Origin of the sequence: Methylobacterium tardum (assembly GCF_023546765.1) — a bacterium.
Lineage (GTDB): Bacteria > Pseudomonadota > Alphaproteobacteria > Rhizobiales > Beijerinckiaceae > Methylobacterium > Methylobacterium tardum.
The window spans coordinates 2,453,808-2,479,883 of sequence record NZ_CP097484.1 but is presented as its reverse complement, the minus strand read 5'-3'; the positions used below and the strand labels follow the sequence as shown (position 1 = coordinate 2,479,883).

General features: G+C 70.6%; 18 protein-coding genes and 3 pseudogenes. 16 read left to right on the top strand and 5 right to left on the bottom strand.

Features of this window, described 5'->3' with window-relative positions; genetic code table 11:
• The first annotated feature begins 141 nt into the window (after positions 1-141).
• From pncB to M6G65_RS11650, 7 genes and pseudogenes are all read left to right on the top strand, one after another.
• The gene (gene pncB, locus M6G65_RS11680) at positions 142-1,434 is read left to right on the top strand and encodes a nicotinate phosphoribosyltransferase (protein ID WP_238197092.1); all 1,293 of its coding nucleotides are present in this window, start codon (positions 142-144) and stop codon (positions 1,432-1,434) included.
• A 112-nt stretch (positions 1,435-1,546) separates the two neighbouring features.
• Positions 1,547-3,003 (top strand): annotated as a pseudogene (locus tag M6G65_RS11675) (MmgE/PrpD family protein).
• A gap of 110 nt (positions 3,004-3,113) precedes the next feature.
• A complete protein-coding gene (locus M6G65_RS11670; protein WP_250103954.1) occupies positions 3,114-5,165 on the top strand; it encodes an AI-2E family transporter in 2,052 nt (683 codons plus the stop codon).
• A 95-nt stretch (positions 5,166-5,260) separates the two neighbouring features.
• Positions 5,261-6,049 carry a histidinol-phosphatase gene (gene hisN / locus M6G65_RS11665; protein WP_250103953.1) on the top strand — a complete coding sequence of 263 codons (789 nt, stop codon included), beginning with the start codon at positions 5,261-5,263 and terminating at the stop codon, positions 6,047-6,049.
• 64 nt (positions 6,050-6,113) lie between these two features.
• Positions 6,114-7,264 (top strand): annotated as a pseudogene (locus M6G65_RS11660) (hypothetical protein).
• Between the two features lie 86 nt (positions 7,265-7,350).
• A complete protein-coding gene (locus M6G65_RS11655; RefSeq protein ID WP_238197087.1) occupies positions 7,351-8,796 on the top strand; it encodes a YcjX family GTP-binding protein in 1,446 nt (481 codons plus the stop codon).
• Between the two features lie 31 nt (positions 8,797-8,827).
• A pseudogene (locus M6G65_RS11650) lies at positions 8,828-9,855 on the top strand (YcjF family protein).
• Positions 9,856-9,880: 25 nt separating this feature from the next.
• Here the strand turns inward: M6G65_RS11650 and M6G65_RS11645 are convergent.
• The 3 genes from M6G65_RS11645 to M6G65_RS11635 form a co-directional block, all read right to left on the bottom strand.
• Positions 9,881-10,108 carry a hypothetical protein gene (locus tag M6G65_RS11645; RefSeq protein ID WP_192710546.1) on the bottom strand — a complete coding sequence of 76 codons (228 nt, stop codon included), beginning with the start codon at positions 10,106-10,108 and terminating at the stop codon, positions 9,881-9,883.
• Positions 10,109-10,350: 242 nt separating this feature from the next.
• Positions 10,351-10,902: an RBBP9/YdeN family alpha/beta hydrolase gene (locus M6G65_RS11640; protein WP_238197085.1), complete on the bottom strand. Its 552-nt coding sequence runs from the start codon at positions 10,900-10,902 to the stop codon at positions 10,351-10,353.
• Positions 10,903-10,948: 46 nt separating this feature from the next.
• Positions 10,949-12,022, bottom strand: coding sequence for an apurinic/apyrimidinic endonuclease family protein (locus M6G65_RS11635; RefSeq protein WP_238197084.1), 1,074 nt, complete (start codon positions 12,020-12,022; stop codon positions 10,949-10,951).
• A 118-nt stretch (positions 12,023-12,140) separates the two neighbouring features.
• Between M6G65_RS11635 and M6G65_RS11630 the strand changes: the two genes are divergently transcribed.
• The 3 genes from M6G65_RS11630 to M6G65_RS11620 all read left to right on the top strand — a co-directional run bounded on the left by M6G65_RS11630 (position 12,141) and on the right by M6G65_RS11620 (position 15,110).
• Positions 12,141-13,331: a YihY/virulence factor BrkB family protein gene (locus tag M6G65_RS11630; RefSeq protein ID WP_238197083.1), complete on the top strand. Its 1,191-nt coding sequence runs from the start codon at positions 12,141-12,143 to the stop codon at positions 13,329-13,331.
• Positions 13,332-13,393: 62 nt separating this feature from the next.
• Positions 13,394-13,804, top strand: a complete 411-nt coding sequence (gene msrB, locus M6G65_RS11625) for a peptide-methionine (R)-S-oxide reductase MsrB (protein ID WP_238197082.1) — start codon at positions 13,394-13,396, stop codon at positions 13,802-13,804.
• Between the two features lie 319 nt (positions 13,805-14,123).
• On the top strand, positions 14,124-15,110 hold the full coding sequence (locus tag M6G65_RS11620; protein WP_238197081.1) for a hypothetical protein: 987 nt from the start codon (positions 14,124-14,126) through the stop codon (positions 15,108-15,110).
• Positions 15,111-15,262: 152 nt separating this feature from the next.
• Here the strand turns inward: M6G65_RS11620 and M6G65_RS11615 are convergent, their stop codons facing one another.
• On the bottom strand, positions 15,263-15,691 hold the full coding sequence (locus M6G65_RS11615; protein ID WP_238197080.1) for a L,D-transpeptidase: 429 nt from the start codon (positions 15,689-15,691) through the stop codon (positions 15,263-15,265).
• Between the two features lie 244 nt (positions 15,692-15,935).
• Between M6G65_RS11615 and M6G65_RS11610 the strand changes: the two genes are divergently transcribed.
• The 3 genes from M6G65_RS11610 to M6G65_RS11600 all read left to right on the top strand — a co-directional run bounded on the left by M6G65_RS11610 (position 15,936) and on the right by M6G65_RS11600 (position 19,223).
• Positions 15,936-17,309, top strand: a complete 1,374-nt coding sequence (locus tag M6G65_RS11610) for a dicarboxylate/amino acid:cation symporter (protein ID WP_238197079.1) — start codon at positions 15,936-15,938, stop codon at positions 17,307-17,309.
• Positions 17,309-18,232, top strand: coding sequence for an ROK family protein (locus tag M6G65_RS11605; protein WP_238197078.1), 924 nt, complete (start codon positions 17,309-17,311; stop codon positions 18,230-18,232). Before M6G65_RS11610 ends, M6G65_RS11605 begins: the two co-directional genes overlap by 1 nt.
• Before the next feature lie 94 nt (positions 18,233-18,326).
• Entirely contained in the window at positions 18,327-19,223 is an 897-nt protein-coding gene (locus tag M6G65_RS11600; RefSeq protein WP_238197077.1) for a bestrophin family protein, read from the top strand.
• A gap of 8 nt (positions 19,224-19,231) precedes the next feature.
• Here M6G65_RS11600 and M6G65_RS11595 read toward each other — a convergent pair whose 3' ends face one another.
• Complete coding sequence (locus M6G65_RS11595; RefSeq protein ID WP_238197076.1) at positions 19,232-19,813, bottom strand: histidine phosphatase family protein; 582 nt, start codon at positions 19,811-19,813, stop codon at positions 19,232-19,234.
• A 116-nt stretch (positions 19,814-19,929) separates the two neighbouring features.
• Here M6G65_RS11595 and M6G65_RS11590 point away from each other — a divergent pair, with 116 nt between their 5' ends.
• From M6G65_RS11590 to metH, 3 genes are all read left to right on the top strand, one after another.
• Complete coding sequence (locus tag M6G65_RS11590) at positions 19,930-20,940, top strand: ArsR/SmtB family transcription factor (RefSeq protein ID WP_250103952.1); 1,011 nt, start codon at positions 19,930-19,932, stop codon at positions 20,938-20,940.
• A gap of 48 nt (positions 20,941-20,988) precedes the next feature.
• The gene (gene metF / locus M6G65_RS11585) at positions 20,989-21,909 is read left to right on the top strand and encodes a methylenetetrahydrofolate reductase [NAD(P)H] (RefSeq protein ID WP_192710557.1); all 921 of its coding nucleotides are present in this window, start codon (positions 20,989-20,991) and stop codon (positions 21,907-21,909) included.
• Between the two features lie 302 nt (positions 21,910-22,211).
• Positions 22,212-25,964, top strand: coding sequence for a methionine synthase (metH, locus tag M6G65_RS11580; protein WP_238197074.1), 3,753 nt, complete (start codon positions 22,212-22,214; stop codon positions 25,962-25,964).
• Positions 25,965-26,076: the final 112 nt, after the last annotated feature.

Here is a 26,076-nt window from a genome sequence, read left to right as displayed (position 1 = left end):
CGGGAGGCTATGCAGCCAGGGCGGGAATAGCCTGGCCCCGTGAAGCTGAGTTCCAGGTCCGAGTGGCTGCCCGTCTCCTTGACGGGGCCGCGCTCGGCATGCGCTCTGCGTGAAAGAGGCGCGCGGTCGAGTTCCGAGAGCATGCTGGATCTGGCGAAGCGAGTCTACGACCACAGCTTCCGCATCGACCCGATCGTGCGGTCGCTGCTCGATACCGATTTCTACAAGCTCCTGATGGCGCAGACGATCCTGCGCCGGCATCCCGACATCCAGACCACCTTCGGCATCACCAACCGCACGCGGCGCATCCGGATCGCCGACGAGGTCGATGCCGGGCTGCTACGCGAGCAGCTGGACCACGCCCGCACGCTCCGCCTCAGCAAGGGCGAGGTCACGTGGCTGCGCGGCAACGTGTTCCGCGGCCAGGGCCGCATCCTCGGCCCCGAATTCGTCACGTGGTTCGAGAACTTCCGGCTGCCCGACTACGAACTGGCCGTCCATGACGGGCAGTACGAGCTGACCTTCCACGGACCGTGGATCGAGACCACCATGTGGGAGGTCCCGGCGCTCGCGATCCTTAACGAATTGCGGGCGCGCGCCGTGCTGCGGGGTCTCGGCAAGCTCGACCTGCAGGTGCTCTACGCCCGCGCCATGACTCGGGTCTGGGAGAAGATCCAGCGGCTGCAGAAGCTGCCCGACCTGTCGGTGGCCGATTTCGGCACGCGCCGCCGCCACGGCTTCCTGTGGCAGGATTGGTGCGTGCAGGCCATGGCGGAGGGCCTCGGCGGCGCGTTCCTCGGCACCTCGAACTGCCTGATCGCGGCCCGGCAGGAGGTCGAGCCGGTGGGCACGAACGCCCACGAATTGCCGATGGTCTACGCGGCGCTCGCCGAGGACGACGCGGCGCTCGCCCGCGCCCCCTACGCGGTGCTGTCCGACTGGCAGGAGGATTACGGCGGCAATCTGCTGGTGATCCTGCCCGACACCTACGGCACCACCGGTTTCCTGGCGAACGCTCCCGACTGGGTGAGCGACTGGACCGGGATCCGCATCGACTCGAAGGACCCGATCGAGGGCGGCGAGGAAGTGATCCGCTTCTGGCAGGAACGTGGGCACGATCCGCGGGACAAGCTCGCGATCTTCTCCGACGGGCTCGACATCGACGAGATCGAGCGCATCCACGCGCGGTTCCACGGGCGCATGCGCATCGGTTACGGCTGGGGCACGCTGCTGACCAACGACTTCCGCGGGCTGCTGCCGGACGGCAAGCTCGATCCGGTCTCCATCGTCTGCAAGGTCACGGAGGCGGATGGGCGCCCGACCGTGAAGCTCTCCGACAATCCCACCAAGGCGCAGGGACCGGCCGACGAGGTCGCCCGGTATCGGCGGGTGTTCGGTGTGGGCGAACAGGAGGTGCTGCCGGTGGTGGTGTGAAGGGGTGTCAGAGCCGGCAGGGTGAAACACGGAGGCTGACGGCCGGCAACTGAATTCATTATCATGCGCGGCAATCGGAGCCGCCGCGGGCGGCTCTGTCCGGGAGAACGCCATGTCGATGAATCGCCGCTCGCTCATCGGGGCCGCGGGCCTCGCCCTTACGGCTCCGGCCCTGCAGGGCGCGCAGGCGGCCGAGACCGCGAAGCCGGCCGCGAAGGCTCCCCCCCACCGCCCGTCACGAAGATCCTCGCGCAGTGGATCCTGAGCTCCTCCTACGACACCCTGCCGGAGAACGTCCGCCGCGAGGGCGTGCGCAGCTTCCTCAACTGGGTGGGCGTGGCGATCGGCGGATCGCATCACGAGACCGTGGACGTCGCGGTCTCGGCGCTGCAGCCCTTCTCCGGGCCGCCCCAGGCCGGGCTGTTCGGCCGGACCGAGCGGTTCGACATCATGAACGCCGCCTTCCTCAACGGCGTGTCGAGCCACATCTTCGACTTCGACGACACCCACCTGAAGACGATCATCCACCCGGCCGGCCCGGTCGCCTCGGCGATCTTGGCCTATGCCGAGATGAAGCCGGTTTCGGGCAAGGACTTCCTCGACGCCCTGGTGGTCGGGATCGAGGCCGAGTGCCGGATCGGCAATGCGGTCTACCCGAACCATTACGACGCGGGCTGGCACATCACCGGTACCTGCGGGCCGTTCGGCGCCGCGGCGGCGGCCGGCAAGCTGATGGGGCTGACCGAGCAGCAGATGGTCTACGCCCTCGGGCTCGCCGCCTCGCAGCCGGTCGGCCTGCGCGAGTCCTTCGGCTCGATGAACAAGAGCTTCAACCCGGGCCGGGCCGCATCCAACGGCCTGTTCGCCGCGATCCTGGCGTCCAAGGGCTACACCTCGTCCGACGGGATGATCGAGGCCAAGCGCGGCTGGGCCAACACGATCTCCACCAAGCAGGACTGGTCCGAGATCACCGACGGCCTCGGCACCCGCTACGAATCCGCGCTCAACACCTACAAGCCGTTCGCCTGCGGCATCGTCATGCATCCGACGATCGACGCCGCGATCCAGATCCGCGACGAGGACCGGGTCAAGCCGGAAGACATCAAGCGCGTCGACCTCAAGGTCCACCCGCTGGTGCTGGAACTGACCGGCAAGACCGCCCCGAAGACCGGCCTTGAGGGCAAGTTCAGCATCTACCACGCGGCCGCGGTGGCCTTCGTGGAGGGGGCGGGCGGCGAGAAGCAGTTCAGCGATCGGGCGGTGAACGACCCGCGCGTGGTGGCGCTCCGCCAGAAGGTGGTGCCGGTGATCACGCCCGGCATCGACGCCGCGCAGGTCGACATGACCGTGACCCTCAACGACGGGCGGACCGTCCACCGGCGGATCGAGCACGCCATCGGCAGCGTCGAGAAGCCGATGTCCGATCAACAGCTGGAGGCGAAGTTCGCCGACCTCGCCGCGGGCGTGCTGCCGGAGGCGCAGGCCAAGCGCGTGATACAGCTGTGCTGGTCGCTCCCGGACCTCAAGGATGCGGGCGACGTGACCCGGGCCGGGGTGCAGGGCGCGTAGCCGGCCGCGGCGGCGGGATCGTTTTCGGGCCCTGTGCCGTTCCCCATCCGCAAGGCGCCCCGAGACCCCGGCGGGCGCCCGCGCGTGGCGTTCGGGGTGCGGATCACGGTATGGGCACGAGAACCCCGGTCGGGGTCGAGGTGGCGGCGCGACCCGGAACCCCGCCGCGACCGGCCCGCGTCGCCGCGGCCGAGACGCCGCGGGCGGCGATGGCCTCGCCGGTCGTGGTCGGGGCCACCATCATCGCGGCCCTGTATTTCGGCCGCGAGATCTTCATCCCGATCGCGATCGCGCTGCTCCTGTCCTTCGTGCTGACGCCGCTGGTGAACCGCCTGCGGCGCCTGCGCCTGCCGCGGCTGGTGGCCGTAGGCCTGGGCGTGTTCCTGACCCTGGGCATCGTGGCGGCCCTCGCGACCCTGATCGGCATCCAGGCGGCCGACCTGGCCGGCGACGTCCCGCGCTACCGGTCGACGATCGAGCGCAAGGTCGAGGGGCTGCGCGACTCACCCGTCGGCCATCTCACCGCCTATGTCGCCAATATCGGCCGGGCCCTGCATGTCGGCGGCAAGGAGGCGGGCCACGAGCAAGCGCCGCAGGCCGCCGCGCCGCCCGCCGAGCCGGCGCCCGCTCCGGGCCAGGGGCCGGCGGCCCCGAAGCCCGTCCTGGTCGAGATTGCCGCCTCGCAGCCGGGGTCGCTGGAGATGCTCTCGACCGTGCTGTCGCCGGTCATGCATCCGCTCGCCACGGTGGGCATCATCTTCGTGGTGCTGCTCTTCGTGCTGATGCAACGCGAGGACCTGCGCGACCGCATGATCCGGCTGGCGGGATCGAGCGACCTGCATCGCACGACCGTGGCGATCGGCGACGCCGCGCGGCGGCTCAGCCGCTACTTCGTGGTGCAGCTCGCCCTCAACGCCGCCTTCGGCGTCGTGATCGGTATCGGGCTCTACGTCATCGGCGTACCGAACCCAGTGCTCTGGGCGATCTTCTCGGCCCTGATGCGTTTCGTGCCCTATCTCGGGGCCGTCGTGTCGGCGCTCCTGCCGATGGCGCTCGCCGCCGCGGTCGATCCCGGCTGGAACATGATGATCGCGGTGGCGATCCTGTTCATCGTCTTGGAGCCGCTGACCGGCCAGGTGTTCGAGCCGATCGTCTACGGGCAATCCACCGGGCTCTCGCCCTTCGCCGTGCTGGTCTCGGCCCTGTTCTGGACCTGGCTGTGGGGCCCCGTCGGCCTGCTCCTGTCGACGCCGCTCACCGTCTGTCTCGTGGTGCTCGGACGCCACGTGGAGCACCTGGAATTCCTCGACGTGCTGTTCGGTGACCGCCCGGCCCTCACGCCCGTGCAGAATTTCTACCAACGGATCCTGGCGGGCGATGCCGAGGAGGTGCTGGGCCATGCCGAGCTGATCCTGCAGCAATGCTCGCTCTCGTCCTACTACGACGATGTGGTTCTCAAGGCCCTCGAACTCGCAGCCCGCGACGCGGCCCGGGGCGTTCTGACGGCGCGCCAGAAGGCGGCGATGCGCACGGCCCTCGGCGAGTTGATCGCGGACCTCTCCGAGCGCAGCGACGCAGTCACCGATGCCGCCGGCGAGACTGCCGACAGCGCCTGCAGCCCGATGCCCGTGGGACCGGCGCCCGATGCTCTGTCCCAGGCCTGGACGCGGCAGGGAGCAGTCCTGTGCGTGTCCGGCCGCGGCTTCCTGGACGAGGCCGCCGCCGCAATCCTCGCGCAGATCCTGGAGAAGCGCGGTCTCGGTGTCCGCACGGTCCCGTTTGCCGAGGCGGCCTCGGCGCGAATCGCGCGCTTCGAGCCGGGCCCGGCCCAGATGGCCTGCGTGGTTTCCCTGGCGCTGGACGGCGAGCCGACCCATCTGCGCCGGCTGATTCGCCGCCTGAAGGGCCGGATGCCGGGCGTGCCGATCCTGCTCGGCCTCTGGCTCACGCAGGACGAGGGGCAGGGTCGGGCCACGGAACAGTCGACCGGTGCCGACGGCCGCGTGGTCTCGCTTCGCGAAGCCGTCGAGGCGGTGCTCGCCGCCGCAGAGCGCAAAGCCGAGCCGCAGGCGGACGATCACGCCGGGACGCCCTCGCCATCGGATCACGGCGCGGAAGCCGGGGAGGGCACCTCCCGCAAGCCGGCGCGAGCCGATGCATGAGCCGGGGGGCTTGACGGCCGGGGGTGCACCCCGATTTCGTCACGCATTGTCCGGACGATCGAACCGACCGCGGACGGAACCAGGGACATGATCCGATGAGCGTCGCCGAACTCGGACGGTTCATGGACGACCTCGCGGACGCGTCCGGCAAGGCGATCCTGCCGTTCTTCCGGGCCCAGTTCGGCCTGGATGACAAGGCCCGCGGAGGCGCCCCCTTCGACCCCGTGACCGAGGCCGACCGGGCCGCCGAGGTCGTGCTTCGGGCGATGATCGGCCAGACCTTCCCGGGCCACGGCATCCTCGGCGAGGAGTTCGGCTCGGAACGCACCGATGCAGAATGTGTCTGGGTTCTCGATCCGATCGACGGCACCCGGGCCTTCATCGCGGGTCTGCCGACCTGGGGCACCCTGATCGGGCTGACCCGCAATGGCGTGCCGGTGCGCGGGATGATGCATCAGCCCTACCTGGCGGAGCGCTTCACCGGGGATGGGCGCAACGCCCGCCTGCGCACGCCCTCGGGCGAGCGGACCCTGCGCGCGCGCCGCTGCGGGGATCTCGCCCAGGCGATCCTGGCCACCACGGATCCGCGGCTGTTCGCGGCGGACGAGGAGGCCGAGCGCTTCCGGTCGCTCGAGGGTCAGGTGCGGATGTCCCGCTACGGTGCCGATTGCTACGCCTATTGCATGCTGGCGGCGGGACAGATCGACCTCGTCGCCGAGGCGGGGCTGAAGCCCTACGACATCGTCGCGCTGATCCCGATCGTGGAAGGTGCGGGCGGCCGGGTCACGGCCTGGGACGGAGGCTCCGCCGCGTCGGGCGGCCGGGTCGTGGCGGCGGGCGACCCGCGGCTGCACGAGGCGGCGCTTAAGGTGTTGAACCCGTGAGGGCAGGACCTTTTCCCGCGCCTGAGAGCCCGTTTCCCGCGGACCACCGCGGAGGCCTGTCCGCGTGCTGCTGAACGCCCTCGTCCTGCTCACGAGCTTGGTTCCCCGGGCGGAGACGGGCGCGGAAACCATTCTGCACGCCCTGCCGGCCCCTGTCGTGACGGCCGCCCCCGCGGAGACGGCGCCGCCGCGCTTCGACCCTGCGACCCGCTCCGTCTCCAACTGGCACGCGCAGACCGGCGCGCAGCTGCTGCCGCGGGCGCTCGCGGTCACGGCCTCCCTGGCGGAGGACCCGCCCTACGTCGCGCGCTGCGTGCGCCTCAACAACGGCTGGTGCATCAAGTCCGCCCGCTGGCCCGGCGAGATCGGCGCGGACGCCGAGGGCCACACCGCCTTCGCCACCCTCGACGACGGGGCCGACGCGGCGGCGAGCCTGCTGCGGCGCTACTATCGCGACTACGGCCGGCACACGGCCTTGGCCATCGTGCGCCGCTGGGCCCCCGCCGAGTGCCGGTCCGTCGCCGCGCCCGCGCGCGCGGGACGTCCGGTGGCGGCCCCCACGGTCTCGGCCGCGCTCGCGCCCCGGGGGCTCGGGCGCACGCTGCGCGCCCGCTTCCTTGCCACGCACCGGCCCGGCGGAGCCCCCGCGGCCGGGCGGCCCTGCGGGTCCAGCCCTGGTCGCCGCTGGCCCGGATGGCCGGCCATGCGGGCCGGCGCCGGGCCCCCGTGCCGCACGTGGCCACGCTCCAGCCGATCCCCGACATCGCCACCGGCCTCACGGCGCCGGCCGACCCGGCCGGACAGACTGCGCGCCGACCGGCCCGGGGCGTCGCGAACCCGGCCGCGCTCCTCGACCGGACGACGGATCGCCGGGTGCCGAGCCCCGAGCGGATGGTGGCCGAGTCGGCGCTCCTCCCGGCGATCGCGACCGGGCTGCCGGTCCTCGACCTGCGCCTGCCGGCCCCGCTCTGCACCGGCGACGAGGTGCGCATCCAGGCCTACGCCGCGCGGATCAGCGGCAGCGTCGGGCTGAAGCCCGGCGACGACCTCGACCTGTTCGGGCCTGACGGCGCACCCCGCGCCAATCTCGCACCCGTGATGTTGGCGATGTCGGCGGTGGAACTCGGCACGCTCCGGGCCGGCCCGGATCTCGTCGCGGGGGCGATCGCCCGGTTGCGACCGATGACGCCGGCCGCCAATAACGCCACTCCGTAGCGTCAAGCCTTGCGGTTCGGCCCGAGTCGCGCCACCTCTGCCGCGCCACCTCTGCCCGGCCTGTTCCCCTCACGACGAGCCCGCCCGTGCCCCTGACCGACCTTGCCGCGCGCGCCGGCTCGGCCGTCAAAGCCTTCGCCGAAGCCTCGCACGACCTGCTGGTCCAGCCGACCCTGCGGCTCGGCGTGACCGGGCTCGCGCGCGCGGGCAAGACCGTCTTCACCACGGCGCTGATCCACCATCTCGTGGAGACGCACGCGCTGCCGGCCTTCGCCCCGGCGCAGGAGGGCCGCCTGCGCCGCGCCCGCCTCGTGCCGCAGCCCGACGACGACGTGCCGCGCTTTCCCTTCGAGGAGCATTTCGGCACGCTGACCGAGGCCCGGCGCTGGCCGCGCTCGACCGACCGGATCAGCCAGTTCCGCCTGGAGATCGCCTACGAGCGCACCGCCGGCTGGCGCACCGGTCCCGCGACCCTGATGCTCGACGTGGTCGATTATCCCGGCGAGTGGCTGCTCGACCTGGCGCTGATCGAGACGAGCTACACCGCTTGGTCGCGGGCCACGATCAACGGCACGCGCCGGCCGGGGCGCGCCGCCGTGGCGGTGCCCTGGCTCGCGGCGCTCAAGGGCTTCGACCCGAACGGGCCGCTCGACGAGGTCGCGGCCGAGCGGGCGAGCGACGCGTTCAAGGCCTACCTCGCGGGCCTGCGCGCCGGTCCGGAGTCGGTCGCCACGACGCCGCCGGGCCGGTTCCTGATGCCCGGCGACCTCGCCGGCTCGCCCGCGCTGACCTTCGCGCCGCTCGACGAGCTCACCGAGACCATCGCGCCCGACAGCCTCGCCGGCCTGATGGAGCGGCGCTTCGAGGCCTACAAGACCAAGGTCGTGACGCCGTTCTTCCGCGACCATTTCCAGCGGGTCGACCGGCAGATCGTGCTGGTCGACGTGCTCTCCGCGGTCGATGCCGGGCCGACCGCCCTGGCGGAGCTGGAAGAGGCGCTGGACGCGGTGCTGCTCAGCCTCAACATCGGCCGCAACACCGTCCTGTCCCGGCTGTTCGCCCCCCGGGCCGACCGGGTGCTGTTCGCCGCCACGAAGGCCGACCATCTCCACCAGACGAGCCACGACCGGCTCGACGCGCTGCTGCGGCTGCTGGTGTCCCGCGCCATGCGGCGGACCGAGGCGGCCGGCGCCCGGGTCGGCACCGTGGCGCTCGCCTCGGTGCGCGCCACGCGCGAGACCACGGTCCATGACGGCGGCGAGACGCTGCGCGCCGTGGCCGGGACTCCGGAGGCCGGCGAGGTGGTCGGCGACGAGGTGTTCGACGGCAACAGCGAGGCCGCGATCTTCCCGGGCGAGCTGCCCGCGCGCGCCGAGGCCGTGCTGGAAGGCGCGGTCGAGCCGGGCTCGCTGCGCTTCCCGCGCTTCCGGCCACCCCTGGTGCGGCCCGACGGCTTCGGCCGCCCCGGGCACCTGCCGCAGATCCGGCTGGACCGGGCGATGCAGTTCCTGATCGGCGACAAGCTGGCGTGACGATGTTGGTGAGCCTGCGGAGTATCCAGCCATGACCTCCGGCCAGAAACCCCGCGCCTTCCGGATCACGCCCGAGCGGGACGTCGAGCCGGACGTCGCCACCACGCCGCTCGCCGCCCGGCCGCCGCAGGCCCGGATCGTCGAGGAGCCCTTCGAGATCGTCGACGCCGCCGACGGCGTCGCCGTGCCGGTCGCCCCGCGCCGCCGCTCGCCGTGGGGGCGCTGTTCCTGTCGGCGGTCGGCGCCCTGGTCTCGCTGGGGATCGGCCTGTCCGTCGAGCGGATGATCGCCGACCTGTTCCAGGCGGCGCCCTGGCTCGGCTGGGTAGCGCTCGCCCTGCTGGGCCTCGCCGCCCTGGCGCTCCTGGCGATCGTGGTGCGGGAACTCGCCGGCCTGCGCCGCGAGCGCAAGATCGAGCGCCTCCGCCAGTCGGCCCTCGACGCCCTCGGAACCCGCGACCACACCGGCGCGCAGGCGGTGGTGCAGGCGCTCTCAGCCTTCTACGCCGACCGCGAGTCCCTGTCGGCGGGCCGTGCCCGGATCGACGCCGCCGCCGACGCGATCCTCGACGTGGACGACCGGATCGGTCTGGCCGAGCACGAATTGCTCGCGGGCCTGGACCGTCAGGCGCGCAACGCCATCGCGACGGCGGCCAAGCAGGTCTCGGCGGTGACGGCCTTGAGCCCGCGGGCGATCGTGGACGTCGCCTTCGTGGTCTTCGCCGCCGTCCGGCTGCTGCGCCGGATCGCGGCGATCTACGGCGGACGCCCGGGCTTCCTCGGCTTCCTCCGGCTCGCGCGCGCCGCGCTCGCGCATCTCACCGTCACCGGCGGGATGGCGGTGGGCGAGAGCGTGATGCAGCAGGTGCTGGGGCTGGGGATCGCCGCCCGCGTGTCGGCCAAGCTGGGCGAGGGGGTGCTCAACGGGCTGATGACCGCCCGGTTCGGGCTAGCGGCCCTCAATGTCTGCCGCCCGCTGCCGTTCGTGCGGGAGGCGCCGCCGCGGCTCGCCGACGTTGCCGGCGAGTTGCTGCGCTCGGCCGAGGCCGAGTCGAAATAGCAGGGTCGCTCCTGGCCGCGCGGCGCTACTTGCCGCCCGCGGCGGCGCGGCGGTTGGCGATGCGGGAGAACATGTTGCCGGTGTAGTCGGCGCTCTTGGGCTTCTCGGGCTCGCCGAGCTTGGCCTCGAAGGCCTCGATGCGCTTCAAGAGCGTCACGTCGTTGAACAGCGAGCTGTTGAAGTTGGACTGGGCCCGCGGCCCGAGGGCGGTCTGCACCGCGTCGAGTCGTTCCAGAAGCTCTTTACGCGTCACGGTGATCTCCAGGGGCGCCTTCGGGGCGAAGGACCGCCCGAGACGCCACTGGACGGGTCGAGGGTAAACGGAGCGTTAACGAGATCCGGCGGCCCGTCGCGCGGGTTGGCTGCCGCGATCTTTGCGAGCGGAGCGATGTAATCCAGGCGGCGCCACGACCATCCCGGTCGCGCCGCCCCGGGGCCGTTTCGCTGCGCTCGCGAAGACGTCAGGCGCGACCAGGGCGTTCAAGCGACGCAGGCTCACAGCCCCTTCAGAAAGCCGGCCAGACGCATCAGCCCCTCGGGCCAGGGGCCGTGCCCGCTCGCCACGTTGATGTGGCCGGACTCGCCGGCATCGACCGTGAGCGCCCCCCAGGCATGCGCGAAATCGTCGGCGCGCGCGTAGCGGCAATGCGGGTCGGTGCGACTGGCGACGAGGAGCGACGGGAAGGGCAGGGGGTCGCGCGGGACCGGCGCGAAGGCGCGCACCGAATCCGGCAGGCCCGGCGCCTCCTCCACGTCCGGGAAAGCCACCAGCAGGGCGCCGCGCACGACGCCCGGGGTGAAGCGCGGCGCCGCCTCGACGCTGGCCACCACGCCGAGACTGTGGGCGATCAGGATCACCGGCCGGGTCGCGGCGGCGACCGCCGCGGCGATCGTTCCGCACCACGCCTCCGGCGTCGGCGCGTGCCAATCGTCCTGCTCGACCACGTGGGCCGTGGCGAGCCGGCCGGCCCAGCGGGCCTGCCAATGGTCCTCCTCGGACCCTCCGAGCCCCGGAACGATGAGGATGTCGCAATCGGCGGTCTTCATGCCCGGATGCCTAAAGCCGTCTCGCGGATGCGTCGAGACCACCGTGTCATTCGGCGGCGATCGGCCCCGCGCGTTCCAGCTCGGTGATGTAGCGGGCAATCTGTACCGACGCGCGGTTCTTCGCCTTGGCCTCGATCTCGAAATCCGCCCAGACGAGGTGACGGGCGACGAGGCTGTTGACCGCCCGGTTCCACATCATGTCGGAATGCGCCGCGAGGTCCCGGACCGCGTGGCCGGCATTGCGCAGGGCCGGGAAGTCGGGCAGGGCGTCCGGATCGCACTCTTCCGCGACCGCCTCGCGCGACACGCTGATATGGGCCACGGGCCGCACGCCGCGCCAGGACGCCTGCACCTGCGCGATCCGGGGATCGTCCGGCTCGAGATACTCGCCGCCGCTCTGGACCCAGTGGTGGTGCAGGTCGAGCACCACCGGCACGATGTCGGCGAGCCGCAGCACCGCGTCGAGGCCGAAGACGTTCTCGTCGTTCTCCACCGTGACGAGGTCGCGCGCCACCTGGCTCGCCCGCGGCAGGGTCGCGCGGAAGCCGTCGACCCCGGGGTCGCCGGCGCCGACATGGATGTTGATATGGGCGCCGTGCGGATGCCAGCCGCCGCCATAGCCCATGCGGTCGAAGATCTCGGCGTGATAGTCGAGTTCCGACAGGCCGTTCTCGATCGCCGCCGGATTGCGGCTCGCCAGGAGGCAGAACGGGCCCGGGTGGAAGCTCAGGCGGACCTCGAGGCGGCGCGCCAGCGCTCCCGCCTCGGCGAGGCCGCGCTCGACGAGGGCCGCCATCTCGGGCTCCGCGTAGATCGCCTGGGCGATCGGATGGGTGTAGCCGGGCAGGACGTTGCTCGCCATGCGCAGCAGGCGCTCCAGCGGCGGCCGGGCTCCGACCCAGGCGATCTGGCGCGCGAGGGCGTCGAGATTGTGCGCCACGAGGCCGGAGAGCTTCGTCCGCCGGGCGGCGGGTTCCAGCTTGGCCAGATAGGCCATCGTGACGCTGGTGAGATTCATGTGAAGCGTCGCGTCGCGCTCCGCCTTGAGGGTGGCGTGCGTGCCGGGGGGCTCGTCGAGGACGAACTTGCAACAGAAGCCGAGACGGGGATGATCGCGCATAAATGGCACAACGCGCGGAAGCCCGACCCGTCCCCGCGCCGTTGCGGAACGGGCGCTTCGCGGGGACGTTTGAAGTCCCGAGCGCGGCAGTTCCGCGTGTACGGCACTTACCCAACCCATGCCCCCGTCGCCCTCGCGCCCGAGTGGACAGCCGGATACCGGCTCCATCCTGTGGATCCTGATGCTCGGTTCGGCGCTGGTCGCCCTCGCTGCGGCGCCGGGGCGGCGCGGGGTGCCGGTGCTCGCTCGGGACGACGGACCGCCGCGCGACCCCGAGCCGCCGCAGGACACGGGGGCGGCGAATAAAGGCGTTGCCGCCGGGGCGCGCTCGATCTCGGGCCGCGCCGCGCAGCTCACGGCGGCCACGCAGCCGGAGCGCGGCCGCGCCGCCAACAGTCCCGCCGAGATGACGCGATCCGGCTGGAAGGACATCGCGGTTCGGGTCTACCTCGAGTTCAACAAGGACCGGGTGCTGGCGGTCGCCGCCGGCGTCACCTTCTACACGCTGCTGTCGCTGTTCCCGGCGATCGCCGCACTCGTGACCTGCTACGGCCTGTTCGCCGACGTGACCGTGATCAACGACCACCTCGCGCAGCTGCACGCCGTGCTTCCGTCCGGGGCGGTCGAGCTGATCGGCGATCAGGTCAAGCGCATCGCGTCCCGGGGCACCGGCTCGCTCAGCGTGACCTTCTTCACCAGCCTGCTGCTGTCGATCTGGAGCGCCAACGCCGCCATGAAGGCGATGTTCGACGCGCTGAACGTGGTCTACGAGGAGGAGGAGAAGCGCAATTTCTTCTGGCTGAACCTCCGCTCCCTGACCTTCACGGTGGGTGCGCTCCTGTTCATCATCATCGCGCTCAACGCGATCGTGGTGGTCCCGGTGGTGCTGAACTATCTGGGCCTCGGCTCGACCGCCTGGCTGCTCGCGGCCCTCCGCTGGCCGGCCATCCTGATCGTGCTGCTCGGCGGCCTCTCGGTGCTCTACCGCTTCGGCCCGAGCCGGGAGCACGCCCGGTGGCGCTGGGTCGGGGTCGGCAGTGTGATCGCGGGCCTGCTCTGGCTCCTCGCCTCGCTGCTGTTCTCCTGGTACGTCGCCAATTTCGGCACCTACAACGAGACCTATGGCTCGCTCGGCGCCGTGATCGGCTTCATGACCTGGATCTGGATCTCCTCGACGATCGTCCTGCTCGGGGGCGAGATCAACGCGGAGCTGGAGCATCAGACCGCCCGCGACACGACCACGGGCGCGCCCCTGCCGATGGGCCGCCGGCAGGCGCGGATGGCCGACACGGTCGGCGCGGCGGCCTGAGGGCGGGACTGCTGAAGATCGCCGACGCCGCGTATCGTGCGGCTCCAGAACGGGAGAACGTCATGGCGGATACGCAGACCACCGGTCGCGAGACCCGCAGCGACGCCGCGTGGCGCGCGGCGCTCACGCCGGACCAGTACCGGGTGCTGCGCGAGCACGGCACGGAGCGGGCCGGCACGAGCAATCTGCTCGCCGAGAAGCGTCCCGGCACCTTCACCTGCGCGGGCTGCGGACAACCCCTGTTCGAGCAGGAGACCAAGTTCGAGTCCGGGACGGGCTGGCCCAGCTTCTTCGCGCCGATCGAGGGCGCCGTCGCCACGTCGGTCGATCGCAGCCACTGGATGGTGCGTACCGAGGTGCACTGTGCCCGCTGCCAGGGACATCTCGGCCACGTCTTCGAGGACGGCCCCGCCCCCACCGGTCTGCGCTACTGCATGAACGGCGTGGCGATGCAGTTCGAGCCGGCGGCATGACGCGATCCGAGATTTAACCTGGGTTCAAAAAATCGTGCCGCGAGCCGGGATATCGGGGACAGAAGGCGCCGAGGTCGTATCTTCACCGCGGTCCGGTCTTGATTTCGTCGCGTTTTTGCTTAGCGCTCTATAGTCTCATGTTGTCGCTGTCCGGTGATTGGCGGCGGAAGCGGTCAGGTGCGGGTGAATACGGCGTTGCGATCCAGCTTTTACGCCGTCCTCCCCGGTTCCACTTGATCCGGTCCGCCCGATCCGGCGGACCAAGAGGCTGTCCGCCCGAGCGGCGCACCGCCGACCAACCGGGAGGGGTTTTGAGTTCATGAGCACCGTTCGCCGATTCCTGGTCGCCCCGTCCCTGGTCCGCCTGATCCGCAAGGAGCGGGGCGGGGCGCGCATCACCGAAGGACATTTCGCGCCGCAGGGCGGTCGCGCCTCCTACGTGCGGGTCGACGGGCAGAACTGCCAGCTCGTGCTCGTCAACAAGGGTGCCGACGGCATTCCGGTCGAGGAGCGCACCGATGTGCCGCGCGCCCACGGCGACGCGCTGCTCGATGTCTGCCCCGGAAAGGCCGCCTACGATCGGACGACCGTGAACGTCGGCGGACGCGAGGTGGCGATCGACCGCTACGTCACGCCCGGAAGCCTGGACCTGATCAGTGTCGTCTTCGAGCACGACGGCGATGCGGCCGGCTTCCAGGCGCCGAGCTGGTTCGGGCGCGAGGTCAGCGGCGAGCCCGCGTTCGAGCGGCAGGCCCTGGCCATCCAGGGCGTGCCGGCCGCCGAGGAGGTCTCCCTGAGCAACGCCGCGCTGGACGCCGTGCTCGACCTGATCGAGCCGCGGTTCGGCTTCGGCCGCTACGGCAGCAGCAATCGACCGTCCGAATCCGACGACGGCGCGCTCAACGCGATGCGCCGCATCGTGACGCCCCCTGCGCCCGCCGCACCCGTGGCGCCCGCGCCCGCGCCGGAGCCGGTCCACCACGCGGAGCCTGCGGCGCCCGCCGCGGCAGCCCCCGCCGAGCCGGCCCCCGAGCACCACGCCGATCCGGAGCCGGCTCCGGAGCCCGTCCATCACGCGGAGCCTGCGGCGCCCGAGGCGCCTGCGGCTCAGGCCGGCTCGCCTGAGGCCCTGCACGGCGATGCCCGGATCGACGACGTGATCGAGAGCCTGTCCCAGGCGCTCGGCGCGGCGATCCACCAGCAGCCGGAACCGGCCTCCGAATCCAAGGATGCGAAGAGCGAGGATCCGGCGTCGATGTTCGAGCGCTGGACCGTGCGCCCCCGCCGGACGCAGCAGCAGAACTGAACCGGCCGCCGGCTCGCGCCGGCGCAGATCCGCGAACACACCGGGCCGCCGCGCAGACCGCACGGCGGCCCGTCTGCTGCGTGTTGCGCCCGCGCGGTTCCGGCACGGCCGTCCGCGGCGGGGAAGGCCGGGTTGCCGCGACCAGGACGCGTTCAGTTGCGGATGACCACCGCCGCCCCGCCGCGGCTGCGGGCCAGGCTGAACAGGGCGGCCGCATGTCCCGGCGACAGGCGGATGCAGCCATGGCTCGCCCGGCGCCCGAGCGACCCGGTCGCGTAGGTGCCGTGGATCGCGTAGCCGCCCCGGAAGAACATGGCGTGCGGCATCGGCGAACCGTGATACTTGTGCGAGCGCCACATCGGTGCCATCAGACCGACCCGGAAACGGCCGTTCGGCGTAAAATAGCCGCGTCGGGCGGTGGACACCGGCCAATCATAGGCCGGAGTGCCGTCGACGAAGACGCGCATGCGCTGGCGCGACTGGTCGATCTGCGCGACGACCCCTGCGGACGCCGGAGCGACCAGCGCGCTGGCCAAGATTCCGCCGAGGACCGCGACCCCGGCCCAGTTGAGTACAGCCACGCGTCACCCCGGAATTAGACTGGAAGCCGTTGATCGGACGGCGAAATCCGGCGGCGGCTTGAAACAGCCGCGTTTATCGGGATGAGCCCAATTGTCAGACTAGAGAAGTCTTTCCGGCGGGAATCGACAGGTTTTTGTCACGAGGGGTTCGCCGCAGATTACCGAGCTACCGTTGAGGCGCGGATCGATAATCGCTAGCGTGCCGGCAAATCGGGAGGGTGCGCGGTCGTCGCACGGGATGGACATGGCACAAGCAATCCACGCGACGAGTGCGGCCGCAGCGCCCCGGGAGCCCTGGTACAAGGTGCTCTATATCCAGGTCCTGATCGCCATCGCGCTCGGTGTCCTTCTCGGCTGGTACGACCCCGCCACCGGCAAGGCCATGAAGTGGCTCGGCGACGCCTTCATCGGCCTGATCAAGATGATGATTGCGCCGATCATCTTCTGCACCATCGTGCACGGCATCGCGTCGATCGGCGACCTGAAGAAGGTCGGCCGCGTCGGACTGAAGGCCCTGGTCTACTTCGAGGTGGTCTCCACCGTCGCGCTGCTCATCGGCGTGCTGGTCGGCGAGGTGATCCGGCCGGGCGCAGGCTTCAACGCCGATCCGTCGAAGCTCGACGCCAGCAAGGTCGCGACCTACGCCAGCAAGGCCGCGGCCGATTCCACCGTCGCCCACATCCTGGCCATCATCCCCAAGAGCTTCTTCGATCCCTTCGCCACCGGCGACCTGCTGCAGGTGCTGCTGATCTCGATCCTCACCGGCGTCGTGGTCACGAGCCTTGGCGAGCGGGCGGCTTCGGTGAACCACGCGATCGACACCGCCGGCCAGATCTTCTTCAAGATCATCGGCATCGTGGTGAAGCTCGCGCCGCTCGGCGCCTTCGGCGCCATGGCGTTCACCATCGGCGAGTACGGCATCCAGAAGGTTTACGACCTCGCGTGGCTGGTCGGCACCTTCTACGTCACCGCGCTCCTGTTCGTGGTTGTGGTGCTCGGCGCGATCGCCCGGGTCGCCGGCTTCTCGATCCTGCGCTTCCTCGCCTACATCAAGGACGAGTTGCTGATCGTGGTCGGCACCTCCTCGTCCGAGACGGTGTTGCCGCAGTTGATGACCAAGATGCGCCGGCTCGGCGCGTCGGATTCCGTGGTCGGCCTCGTCGTGCCGACGGGCTACTCGTTCAACCTCGACGGCACCAACATCTACATGACGCTCGCGACCCTGTTCCTCGCGCAGGCGGTGGGCGTGGACCTGAGCATCACGCAGTACGCCACCATCATCCTGGTCGCGATGCTGACCTCGAAGGGCGCCTCGGGCGTCACCGGCGCGGGCTTCATCACCCTGGCGGCGACCCTCTCGGCGATCCCGAACAGCCCGGTCCCGGTGGCCGCCATGACCCTCGTTCTCGGCATCGACAAGTTCATGTCCGAGTGCCGCGCGCTGACCAACCTCGTCGGCAACGGCGTCGCCTGCGTGGTCGTCAGCCGCTGGGAGGGCGAGCTCGACGTGGCCAAGCTCAACGAGGTCATGGCCCACCCGGTCTCCATCGGCACCCACATCGCCGACGAGACACCGCAGCCGATGGCGACCGACGGCAAGGTCGCCGCCGCGGAGTGATGGGCCGGCCCGCAGGCACGCGCCTCGGCATCGATCTCGGCGGCACCAAGATCGCCGGGATCGTGCTGGACCGGGACGGCCGCACGGTGGCCGATACCCGGGTCGCCGCCCCGCGCGGCGATTATGGCGCCACCGTCGAGGCGGTGGCGGCCCTCGTGCTGGAGCTCGAGGGGATGGCCGGGACGCCTTGCACGGTCGGCATCGGCATGCCGGGCAGCCTGTCGCCCGCGACCGGCCTCGTGCGCAATGCCAATTCCCACTGGCTCAATGGGCAGCCCTTCGGCGCCGACCTGACGCGGCGGCTGGGTCGGCCGCTGCGGATCGAGAACGACGCGAATTGCCTTGCGGTCTCGGAGGCGATCGACGGCGCTGGCGCCGGCGCACGGGTCGTCTGGGCGGTGATCCTGGGCACCGGGGTCGGATCGGGCATCGCCATCGACGGGCGGGTGCTCACGGGCCGCACCGGCATCGCCGGTGAATGGGGCCACGGCCCGCTGCCCTATCCGCGCGACGACGAGCGTCCGGGCCCCGACTGCTATTGCGGTCGCCGGGGCTGCATCGAGACGTGGCTGGCCGGCCCCGGCCTCGCGGCCGATTACGGTCGGCGGCACGGCGCGCCGCTGTCCGCAGAGGCGATCGTCTCCGCCGCCCGGGCGGGCGCTGCGGAGGCGCAGGAGACGCTCGCACGCCATCTCGACCGGCTCGGGCGCGCGGCCGCCCAGGTGATCAACCTCCTCGACCCGGACGTCGTCGTGATCGGCGGCGGCCTGTCGCGCATTCCCGAGCTGATCGACGGTCTGCCCGCCGCGATCGCCCCTCACATCTTCTCCGACGCCTTCGACACACCGGTGCGGGCGAGCCTCCACGGGGATGCGTCGGGCGTCCGCGGCGCGGCGTGGCTGTGGGAAGCGGAGCCGGTCTGAGCGACCGCCCGTCCGGCGGCCTCCTCACGGAGACGTCTCTTGCCGGCGTGCAGGGGGCAGGGCAGGACGGCGACGCTCCAGCCTCGATAGCCCGATGATCGTCCGCACCCGGCCCAACCTGCTCACCCTGCTGTTCACCCTGCGCGGGTCGATCCTGCCGCGGGTGGCGCCGAAGCTCGCCGGGATCGTGGCGGTCTCCTGCGCGGTGGTCTGGGCCGAGGCGCGCTGGCCCGCGGTCTTCCCAATGACGGCCGGCGTCACGCCCTTCACCCTGGTGGGCCTCGCCCTCTCGATCTTCCTGAGCTTCCGCAACAACGCCTGCTACGAGCGCTGGTGGGAGGCCCGGAAGCTCTGGGGCAGCCTGATCGGCGAGGTCCGCAACCTCGCACGCGCCCTGCCGGCGCTGCTGCCGGATGCGGACGCGGCCCCCCAGCTCCGGCGGCTCTCCGGCTTCGCGCACGGTCTTCGGGCGCGGCTGCGCGGTCTCGATGAAGCCGCGGCCATCGACGGAAGGGTGCCGGGTTCGGACAGGACCGGCCCCAACCCAACCGACTCGGTCCTGGCCGCGATCACGCGCGACCTGGCGGCTGCGGTGCGGGCGGGACGGCTCACCGACATCCAGTTCGGCATCCTGGAATCGCGGATCGAGGCGCTGTCGGCGGTGCACACCGCCTGCGAGCGCATCGCCAACACGCCGCTGCCCTTCGCCTACACGCTGCTGGTCTACCGCACCGCCTGGCTCTACTGCCTGCTCCTGCCGGTGGGGCTCACCGGCTCCCTCGGCTGGGCGACGCCGGTCGTCGTGGCGCTGGTCGGCTACACCTTCTTCGGCCTCGACGCTCTCGGAGACGAGTTGGAGGAGCCGTTCGGAACCGAGCCGAACGATCTGCCTCTCGACGCGATGGTCCGCGCCGTCGACCGGATCGTGCATCACGCGCTCGGCGAGCCGATGCCGGACGCGCTGACCCCGGACGGATACTGGCTGCGATAGGGCAGGGCCTAACCGTTCCAGGCCCGCAGGACCGGCTCGGTACGATCGTGCTCGTAGCCGAGCACCGAGACGCTCGCGGTGCCGAGAACGAGGAGTGCTCCGGCCTCCGGCGGCAGGCCGATCCAGCGCGCGGCGAGCACCCGCAGACAATGCGCGCTCGAGAACACGAGGAGGTCGGCATCGAGGGCCCGGGCCCGCGCGATGACCCGGTCCGCCCGGATCCCGACATCGGCGGCCGTCTCGCCGCCCGGGCAGCCATCGCGGAACAGGCGCCAACCCGGACGCTCGGCCAAGATTGCCGGCGTCGTCCGCCCCTCGTAGGCGCCGTAATTCCACTCGGCCAGATCCGGGTCGATCGCGCGCTGATCGCCGAAACCCGCAAGTTCGCAGGTGGTGGCTGCCCGGCCCGATGGGCTCGACCACACCGCCGAGTAGGAGCGCATCTCGAGACGCGGCGCAAGGGCCCGCGCGGCGGCCTCGCCGGTCGGCGTGAGCGGGATGTCGCTGCGCCCGGTATGCCGACCGGAACGGCTCCACTCGGTCTCGCCGTGGCGGACGAGCATGATCTGCGGATAGGGGCTGTCGGGCATGCGCGCCTCCACGGGCCTGCGTTCAACGCCGTCGTCGCGCTCGGGTCCCATGATTCGGCAGAGCAGGGTCAAGATCGCGCTTGCACGGCGCTCGAAACGCACATAAACATATCTTTATGTCTATCGAACGCAGGCAAGAGGCGGGTTCGATCCCATTTCCGGAGGCGCTCGGCGTTCTCCGGGCGGCCGCCGAGGAGACGCGCCTGCGCATCCTGGCGCTGCTCGCGGAGGGCGAGTTGTCGGTCTCGGACCTCACCGACATTCTGGGCCAGTCGCAGCCGCGGATCTCGCGGCATCTCAAGCTTCTGGTGGAGGCCGGGCTCGCCGAGCGCCACCGTGAGGGCGCCTGGGCGTTCTTCCGGCTGTCCGAAGCCCGCGCCGGGCTTGCGGATCCGCTGCTGTCCGGTCTCGACCGGACCGCGCCGCCTCTCTCGGAGGATCGCGCCCGGCTCGACGCCGTCCGGGCGCAGCGGGCTGAGACAGCCGAGACTTTCTTCGCGCGGCTGGCACCCAAATGGGACGAGCTGCGCTCCCTGCACGTGCCTGAGGCGACCGTCGAGGCGGCGGTTCTCGTCGCTCTGGGCGACCGTCCGATCGGCAGCCTGATCGATCTCGGTACCGGCACGGGCCGGATGCTCGGCCTGCTCGCGCCGCGCGCCGGGCGCGCTACCGGGCTCGATTCGAGCCATGCCATGCTGTCGGTCGCCCGAGCCAACCTGGAACGGCAGGGCCTGACGCGGGTCGACCTCCGACAGGGCGACATCCACGCGCCGCCCTTCGCGCGCGCGAGCTTCGACCTCGTGGTGGTGCATCAGGTGCTGCATTATCTCGATGACCCGGCCCGGGCGCTGCGCGCCGCCGCCCGGCTCGTGGCGCCGGGGGGCCGCCTCCTGGTGGTAGACTTCGCACCGCACGAGCTGGAGTTCCTGCGCACGAGCCAAGCCCACCGCCGCCTCGGCTTCTCCAGCGATCAGGTGTCCGGCTGGCTCGCAGAGACCGGCCTCGACACGGTCGCCACGCGCGATCTGGCACCGCGCGAAGCGGGCCAGCTCACCGTCACCCTCTGGCTGGCTCAGGATGGGCTGGCCAACGAGACAACCGAACAGCCCCAGCGCGCCTTCGCCTGAGGCTCAACCCCATCGTCTGAACCGACCGACATAGAGGACGAGACCCCGATGCGACGCTCCACTCACCGCGCCAGCCGCGACGGCTACCACCCGATCCGTGTCTCGATCGAGTTCTTCCCGCCGAAGACCGAGGAGATGGAGAAGATCCTCTGGGGTTCGATCGAGCGCCTCGCGCCACTCCAGCCGAGCTTCGTGTCGGTGACCTACGGGGCCGGCGGCTCGACCCGCGAGCGCACCCACAACACCGTGGCCCGGATGGTCCGCGAGACCAGCCTGAAGCCGGCCGCGCACCTCACCTGCGTGGACGCCACCCGCGAGGAGATCGACGCGGTGGTCCAGTCCTACTGGGACGCGGGCGTGCGTCACATCGTGGCGTTGCGCGGCGACCCGGCCGAGGGCGTCGGCCACGCCTACCGGCCGCATCCGGAGGGCTACGCCTCGACCGCCGAGCTGGTCGAGGGGATCAAGCGGATCGGCGACTTCAAGGTGTCGGTCTCGGCCTATCCCGAGAAGCACCCGGAGGCGGCGTCGCTCGAGGCGGACATCGACGCTCTGAAGGCCAAGGTCGATGCCGGCGCCGATCAGGCGATCACCCAGTTCTTCTTCGAGAACGAGATCTACCTGCGCTACCTGGACAAGGTCCGGGCCGCCGGGATCACGATCCCGATCATCCCGGGCATCCTGCCGGTGCAGAACTTCAAGCAGGCGGCGAACTTCGCCCGCCGCACCGGCGCCTCGGTGCCGTACTGGCTGGCCGCCCGGTTCGAGGGCCTGGAGAACGATGTCGAGACCCGCCGGCTCGTCGCCGCCGCGGTGGCGGCCGAGCAGGTGCTCGACCTCGTGGACGAGGGCGTCAACGACTTCCACTTCTACTCGATGAACCGCTCGGATCTGGTCTACGCGATCTGCCACCTGCTCGGCCTGCGCGCTCAGGCGCCGAAGCTGGCGGCGGCGAAGGCGGCGGCCTAATTTTCGGGTCCGCGCTTGACGCTCCCGACCCGTCATCGCGAGCGCAGCGAAGCGACCCAGGGCAGCGCGACATCCTTTAGCGTGGCGCTGCTGGATTGCTCCGCTTCGCTCGCAAAGACGAGGACGCTTCCACGCCCATGGCACGGAAGCGTCTGAGTGGACAAAATTTTTCTCCCTCCTGAGGTGCCGCGCGAGCGGCCTCGAAGGCGGGTTCCGACGATCGCCACAACATCTGGAGGGCTCCTTCGAGGCCTCCGCTTCGCTTCGGCACCTCAGGATGAGGTGATCTGACAGGACGCACGATGACCGATTTTGCCCCCGTCGACGGCACCGCGATCGCGAAGGCCCTGCGCCAGCGCGCGGCGGAGAAGATCCTCGTCCTCGACGGGGCGATGGGCACCGTGATCCAGCGGCTCAAGTACTCGGAAGAAGACTTTCGTGGCGACCGCTTCAAGGATCACGGCCACGATCAGAAGGGCAACAACGACCTCCTGATCCTGACCCAGCCCGACGCGATCCGGCAGATCCACCTCGACTACTTCCTGGCCGGCGCCGACGTCTGCGAGACCAACACCTTCTCGGGCACCACCATCGCCCAGGCCGATTACGGCATGGAGTCGATCATCCACGAGCTGAACGCCGAGGGCGCGCGGCTCGCCCGCGAGGCCGCCAAGCTCGCCGAAGAGAAGGACGGCCGCCGCCGCTTCGTGGCCGGCGCCATCGGCCCGACGAACCGCACGCTCTCAATCTCGCCGGACGTGAACAACCCGGGCTTCCGGGCCGTCACCTTCGATCAGGTGAAGCAGGCCTACGTGGAGCAGGTCCGCGGCCTGATCGACGGCGGCGCCGAGCTGATCCTGATCGAGACCATCTTCGACACGCTCAACGCAAAGGCCGCGGTGGCGGCGGCATGGCAGGTCTTCGACGAGACCGGCATCCGCCTGCCGATCCAGATCTCCGGCACGATCACGGATCTCTCGGGCCGCACCCTGTCGGGCCAGACCCCGGCGGCCTTCTGGCACTCCCTGCGGCATTCCGAGCCGCTGACCTTCGGCCTCAACTGCGCGCTCGGTGCCCGCGAGATGCGCGGCCACATCGCCGAGCTGTCGCGGATCTGCGACACGCTCGTCTGCGCCTACCCGAATGCCGGCCTGCCGAATGAGTTCGGCCTCTACGACGAGAGCCCGGAGGCGATGGGCAAGCTTGTCGGCGAGTTCGCCGAAAGCGGCCTCGTCAACATGGTCGGTGGCTGCTGCGGCACCACGCCGGACCATATCCGCGCCATCGCGCAGGCGGTCGCCGGCAAGGCGCCGCGGCCGATCCCCGAGATCCCGCGCCTGATGCGGCTCTCCGGCCTCGAGCCCTTCGTGCTCACGCCGGAAATCCCCTTCGTGAACGTCGGCGAGCGCACGAATGTCACCGGCTCGGCCAAGTTCCGCAAGCTGATCACCAACGGCGACTACGCGGCGGCGCTCGACGTCGCCCGCGATCAGGTCGCGGCCGGCGCCCAGGTGATCGACGTCAACATGGACGAGGGCCTGCTCGACTCCCAGAAGGCGATGGTCGAGTTCCTGAACCTCGTCGCCGCCGAGCCCGACATCGCCCGGGTGCCCGTGATGGTCGATTCCTCGAAGTTCGAGGTGATCGAGGCCGGGCTGAAGTGCATCCAGGGCAAGCCGATCGTGAACTCGATCTCCATGAAGGAGGGCGAGGAGAAGTTCATCGAGGCCGCCAAGATCTGTCGCTCCTACGGAGCCGCCGTGGTGGTGATGGCCTTTGACGAGCAGGGTCAGGCGGATTCCTACGAGCGCAAGGTCGAGATCTGCACCAAGGCCTACCGAATCCTGACCGAGCAGGTCGGCTTCCCGCCCGAGGACATCATCTTCGACCCGAATATCTTCGCCGTCGCCACCGGTATCGAGGAACACAATCCGTATGGCGTGGCCTTCATCGAGGCGACCCGCACGATCCGCGAGACCCTGCCGCACGCCCACATCTCGGGCGGCGTCTCGAACCTGTCCTTCGCATTTCGCGGCAATGAGCCGGTGCGCGAGGCGATGCACGCGGTGTTCCTGTTCCACTGCATCAAGGCCGGCATGGATATGGGCATCGTCAATGCCGGCCAGCTCGCCGTCTACGACGAGATCCCCGCGGAACTCCGCGAACTCTGCGAGGACGTGGTTCTCAACCGCCGCGATGATTCCACCGAGCGCCTGCTGGAGGCGGCCGAGCGGTTCAAGACTGGCGCCTCGGCGCAGGCCAAGACCGCCGACCTGACCTGGCGCGAAGCTCCGGTCGCGAAGCGCATCGAGCACGCGCTGGTCAACGGCATCACCGAATACATCGTGGCCGACACCGAGGAGGCACGGAAGCAGGCCGAGCGCCCGCTCCACGTCATCGAGGGCCCGCTGATGGCGGGCATGAACGTGGTCGGCGACCTGTTCGGCTCCGGCAAGATGTTCCTGCCGCAGGTGGTGAAGTCGGCTCGCGTGATGAAGCAGGCGGTGGCCTATCTCGAGCCCTTCATGGAGGAGGAGAAGCGCGCCAACGGCGGCGATGGCAAGCGCCAGGCCGCCGGCAAGGTGCTGATGGCCACCGTGAAGGGCGACGTCCACGACATCGGCAAGAACATCGTCGGCGTCGTGCTGGCCTGCAACAACTACGAGATCATCGATCTCGGCGTGATGGTGCCGGCCGCCAAGATCCTGGAGACCGCCAAGCGCGAGCAGGTCGACATCGTCGGCCTGTCGGGCCTGATCACCCCGTCGCTCGACGAGATGGTCCACGTGGCCGGCGAGATGGAGCGCGAGGGGCTCGACGTGCCGCTGCTGATCGGCGGCGCCACCACGAGCCGCGTCCACACGGCGGTGAAGATCCACCCGGCCTACGCCAAGGGGCAGGCGGTCTACGTCACCGACGCGAGCCGCGCGGTCGGCGTGGTGTCGAGCCTGATCTCCAAGGAGACCCGCGGGCCCACGATCGAGAAGGTCCGGGCCGAGTACGCCAAGGTTGCCGACGCCCATAAGCGCTCGGAGGCCGACAAGCAGCGGCTGCCGTTGCCCAAGGCGCGGGCCAACGCGTTCAAGATCGACTGGTCGGGCTACAAGCCGGCGAAGCCCAGCTTCACCGGCACGAGGGTCTACGGCTCCTACGAGGTCGCCGACCTCGTGCCCTACATCGACTGGACGCCGTTCCTGCAGACCTACGAGTTCAAGGGCCGCTTCCCGGCGCTCCTGGACGACCCCGAGCAGGGCCCGGCCGCCCGCGCCCTCTACGAGGACGCGCAAGAGATGCTGAAGCAGATCGTGGCGGAGCGCTGGTTCAACCCGAAGGCGGTGATCGGCTTCTGGCCGGCCAACAGCGTCGGCGACGACATCGCGCTCTACACCGGCGAGAGCCGGTCGGAGCGGCTCGCCACCTTCCACGGCCTGCGCCAGCAGCTCTCGAAGCGCGACGGGCGGTCGAACACCTGCCTGTCGGACTTCGTGGCGCCTTCCGAGACCGGCATCGCCGACTATGTCGGCGGCTTCGTGGTCACGGCCGGCCTGGAGGAAGTGCGCATCGCCGAGCGCTTCGAGCGGGCGAACGACGATTACCGGGCGATCCTGGTGAAGGCGCTGGCCGATCGCATCGCCGAGGCCTTCGCCGAGCGGATGCACGAGCGGGTGCGCAAGGAGTTCTGGGGCTACGCTTCCGACGAGGCCTACGCCCCCGAGGATCTGGTGCTGGAGAAGTATGACGGCATCCGTCCGGCCCCGGGCTACCCGGCCCAGCCCGACCACACCGAGAAGACCACGCTGTTCGACCTGCTGAAGGCCGAGAGCCGCATCGGCGTGAAGCTCACCGAGTCCTACGCCATGTGGCCGGGCTCGTCGGTGTCGGGGATCTACATCGCCCACCCGGAGGCGCACTATTTCGGCGTCGCCAAGGTGGAGCGGGATCAGGTCGAGGATTACGCCGCCCGCAAGGGGATGGACATCCGCGAGGTCGAGCGCTGGCTCGGGCCGATCCTGAACTACGACCCGGCGCGGTATCTCGCGCAGGCGGCGGAGTAGGGGCGGGGGCTTGCGCCCCCGTCATCGCGAGTGGAGCGAAGCGAGCCAGGGCAGCGCGACATCGGTCAGCGTGGCGCTATCTTGGATTGCTTCGCTCCGCTCGCAAGGACGG

What these genes read in the sequence shown, in the direction of transcription:
- M6G65_RS11595 (WP_238197076.1), bottom strand. Translation starts at nt 19,813, where the DNA reads ATGCCCGACAGCCCCTATCCGCAGATCATGCTCGTCCGCCACGGCGAG.
- M6G65_RS11620 (WP_238197081.1), top strand. Translation starts at nt 14,124, where the DNA reads ATGAGCACCGTTCGCCGATTCCTGGTCGCCCCGTCCCTGGTCCGCCTG.
- M6G65_RS11670 (WP_250103954.1), top strand. Translation starts at nt 3,114, where the DNA reads ATGGGCACGAGAACCCCGGTCGGGGTCGAGGTGGCGGCGCGACCCGGA.
- metF (WP_192710557.1), top strand. Translation starts at nt 20,989, where the DNA reads ATGCGACGCTCCACTCACCGCGCCAGCCGCGACGGCTACCACCCGATC.
- M6G65_RS11590 (WP_250103952.1), top strand. Translation starts at nt 19,930, where the DNA reads ATGTCTATCGAACGCAGGCAAGAGGCGGGTTCGATCCCATTTCCGGAG.
- M6G65_RS11640 (WP_238197085.1), bottom strand. Translation starts at nt 10,902, where the DNA reads ATGAAGACCGCCGATTGCGACATCCTCATCGTTCCGGGGCTCGGAGGG.
- pncB (WP_238197092.1), top strand. Translation starts at nt 142, where the DNA reads ATGCTGGATCTGGCGAAGCGAGTCTACGACCACAGCTTCCGCATCGAC.
- M6G65_RS11635 (WP_238197084.1), bottom strand. Translation starts at nt 12,022, where the DNA reads ATGCGCGATCATCCCCGTCTCGGCTTCTGTTGCAAGTTCGTCCTCGAC.
- hisN (WP_250103953.1), top strand. Translation starts at nt 5,261, where the DNA reads ATGAGCGTCGCCGAACTCGGACGGTTCATGGACGACCTCGCGGACGCG.
- M6G65_RS11630 (WP_238197083.1), top strand. Translation starts at nt 12,141, where the DNA reads ATGCCCCCGTCGCCCTCGCGCCCGAGTGGACAGCCGGATACCGGCTCC.
- msrB (WP_238197082.1), top strand. Translation starts at nt 13,394, where the DNA reads ATGGCGGATACGCAGACCACCGGTCGCGAGACCCGCAGCGACGCCGCG.
- metH (WP_238197074.1), top strand. Translation starts at nt 22,212, where the DNA reads ATGACCGATTTTGCCCCCGTCGACGGCACCGCGATCGCGAAGGCCCTG.
- M6G65_RS11600 (WP_238197077.1), top strand. Translation starts at nt 18,327, where the DNA reads ATGATCGTCCGCACCCGGCCCAACCTGCTCACCCTGCTGTTCACCCTG.
- M6G65_RS11610 (WP_238197079.1), top strand. Translation starts at nt 15,936, where the DNA reads ATGGCACAAGCAATCCACGCGACGAGTGCGGCCGCAGCGCCCCGGGAG.
- M6G65_RS11605 (WP_238197078.1), top strand. Translation starts at nt 17,309, where the DNA reads ATGGGCCGGCCCGCAGGCACGCGCCTCGGCATCGATCTCGGCGGCACC.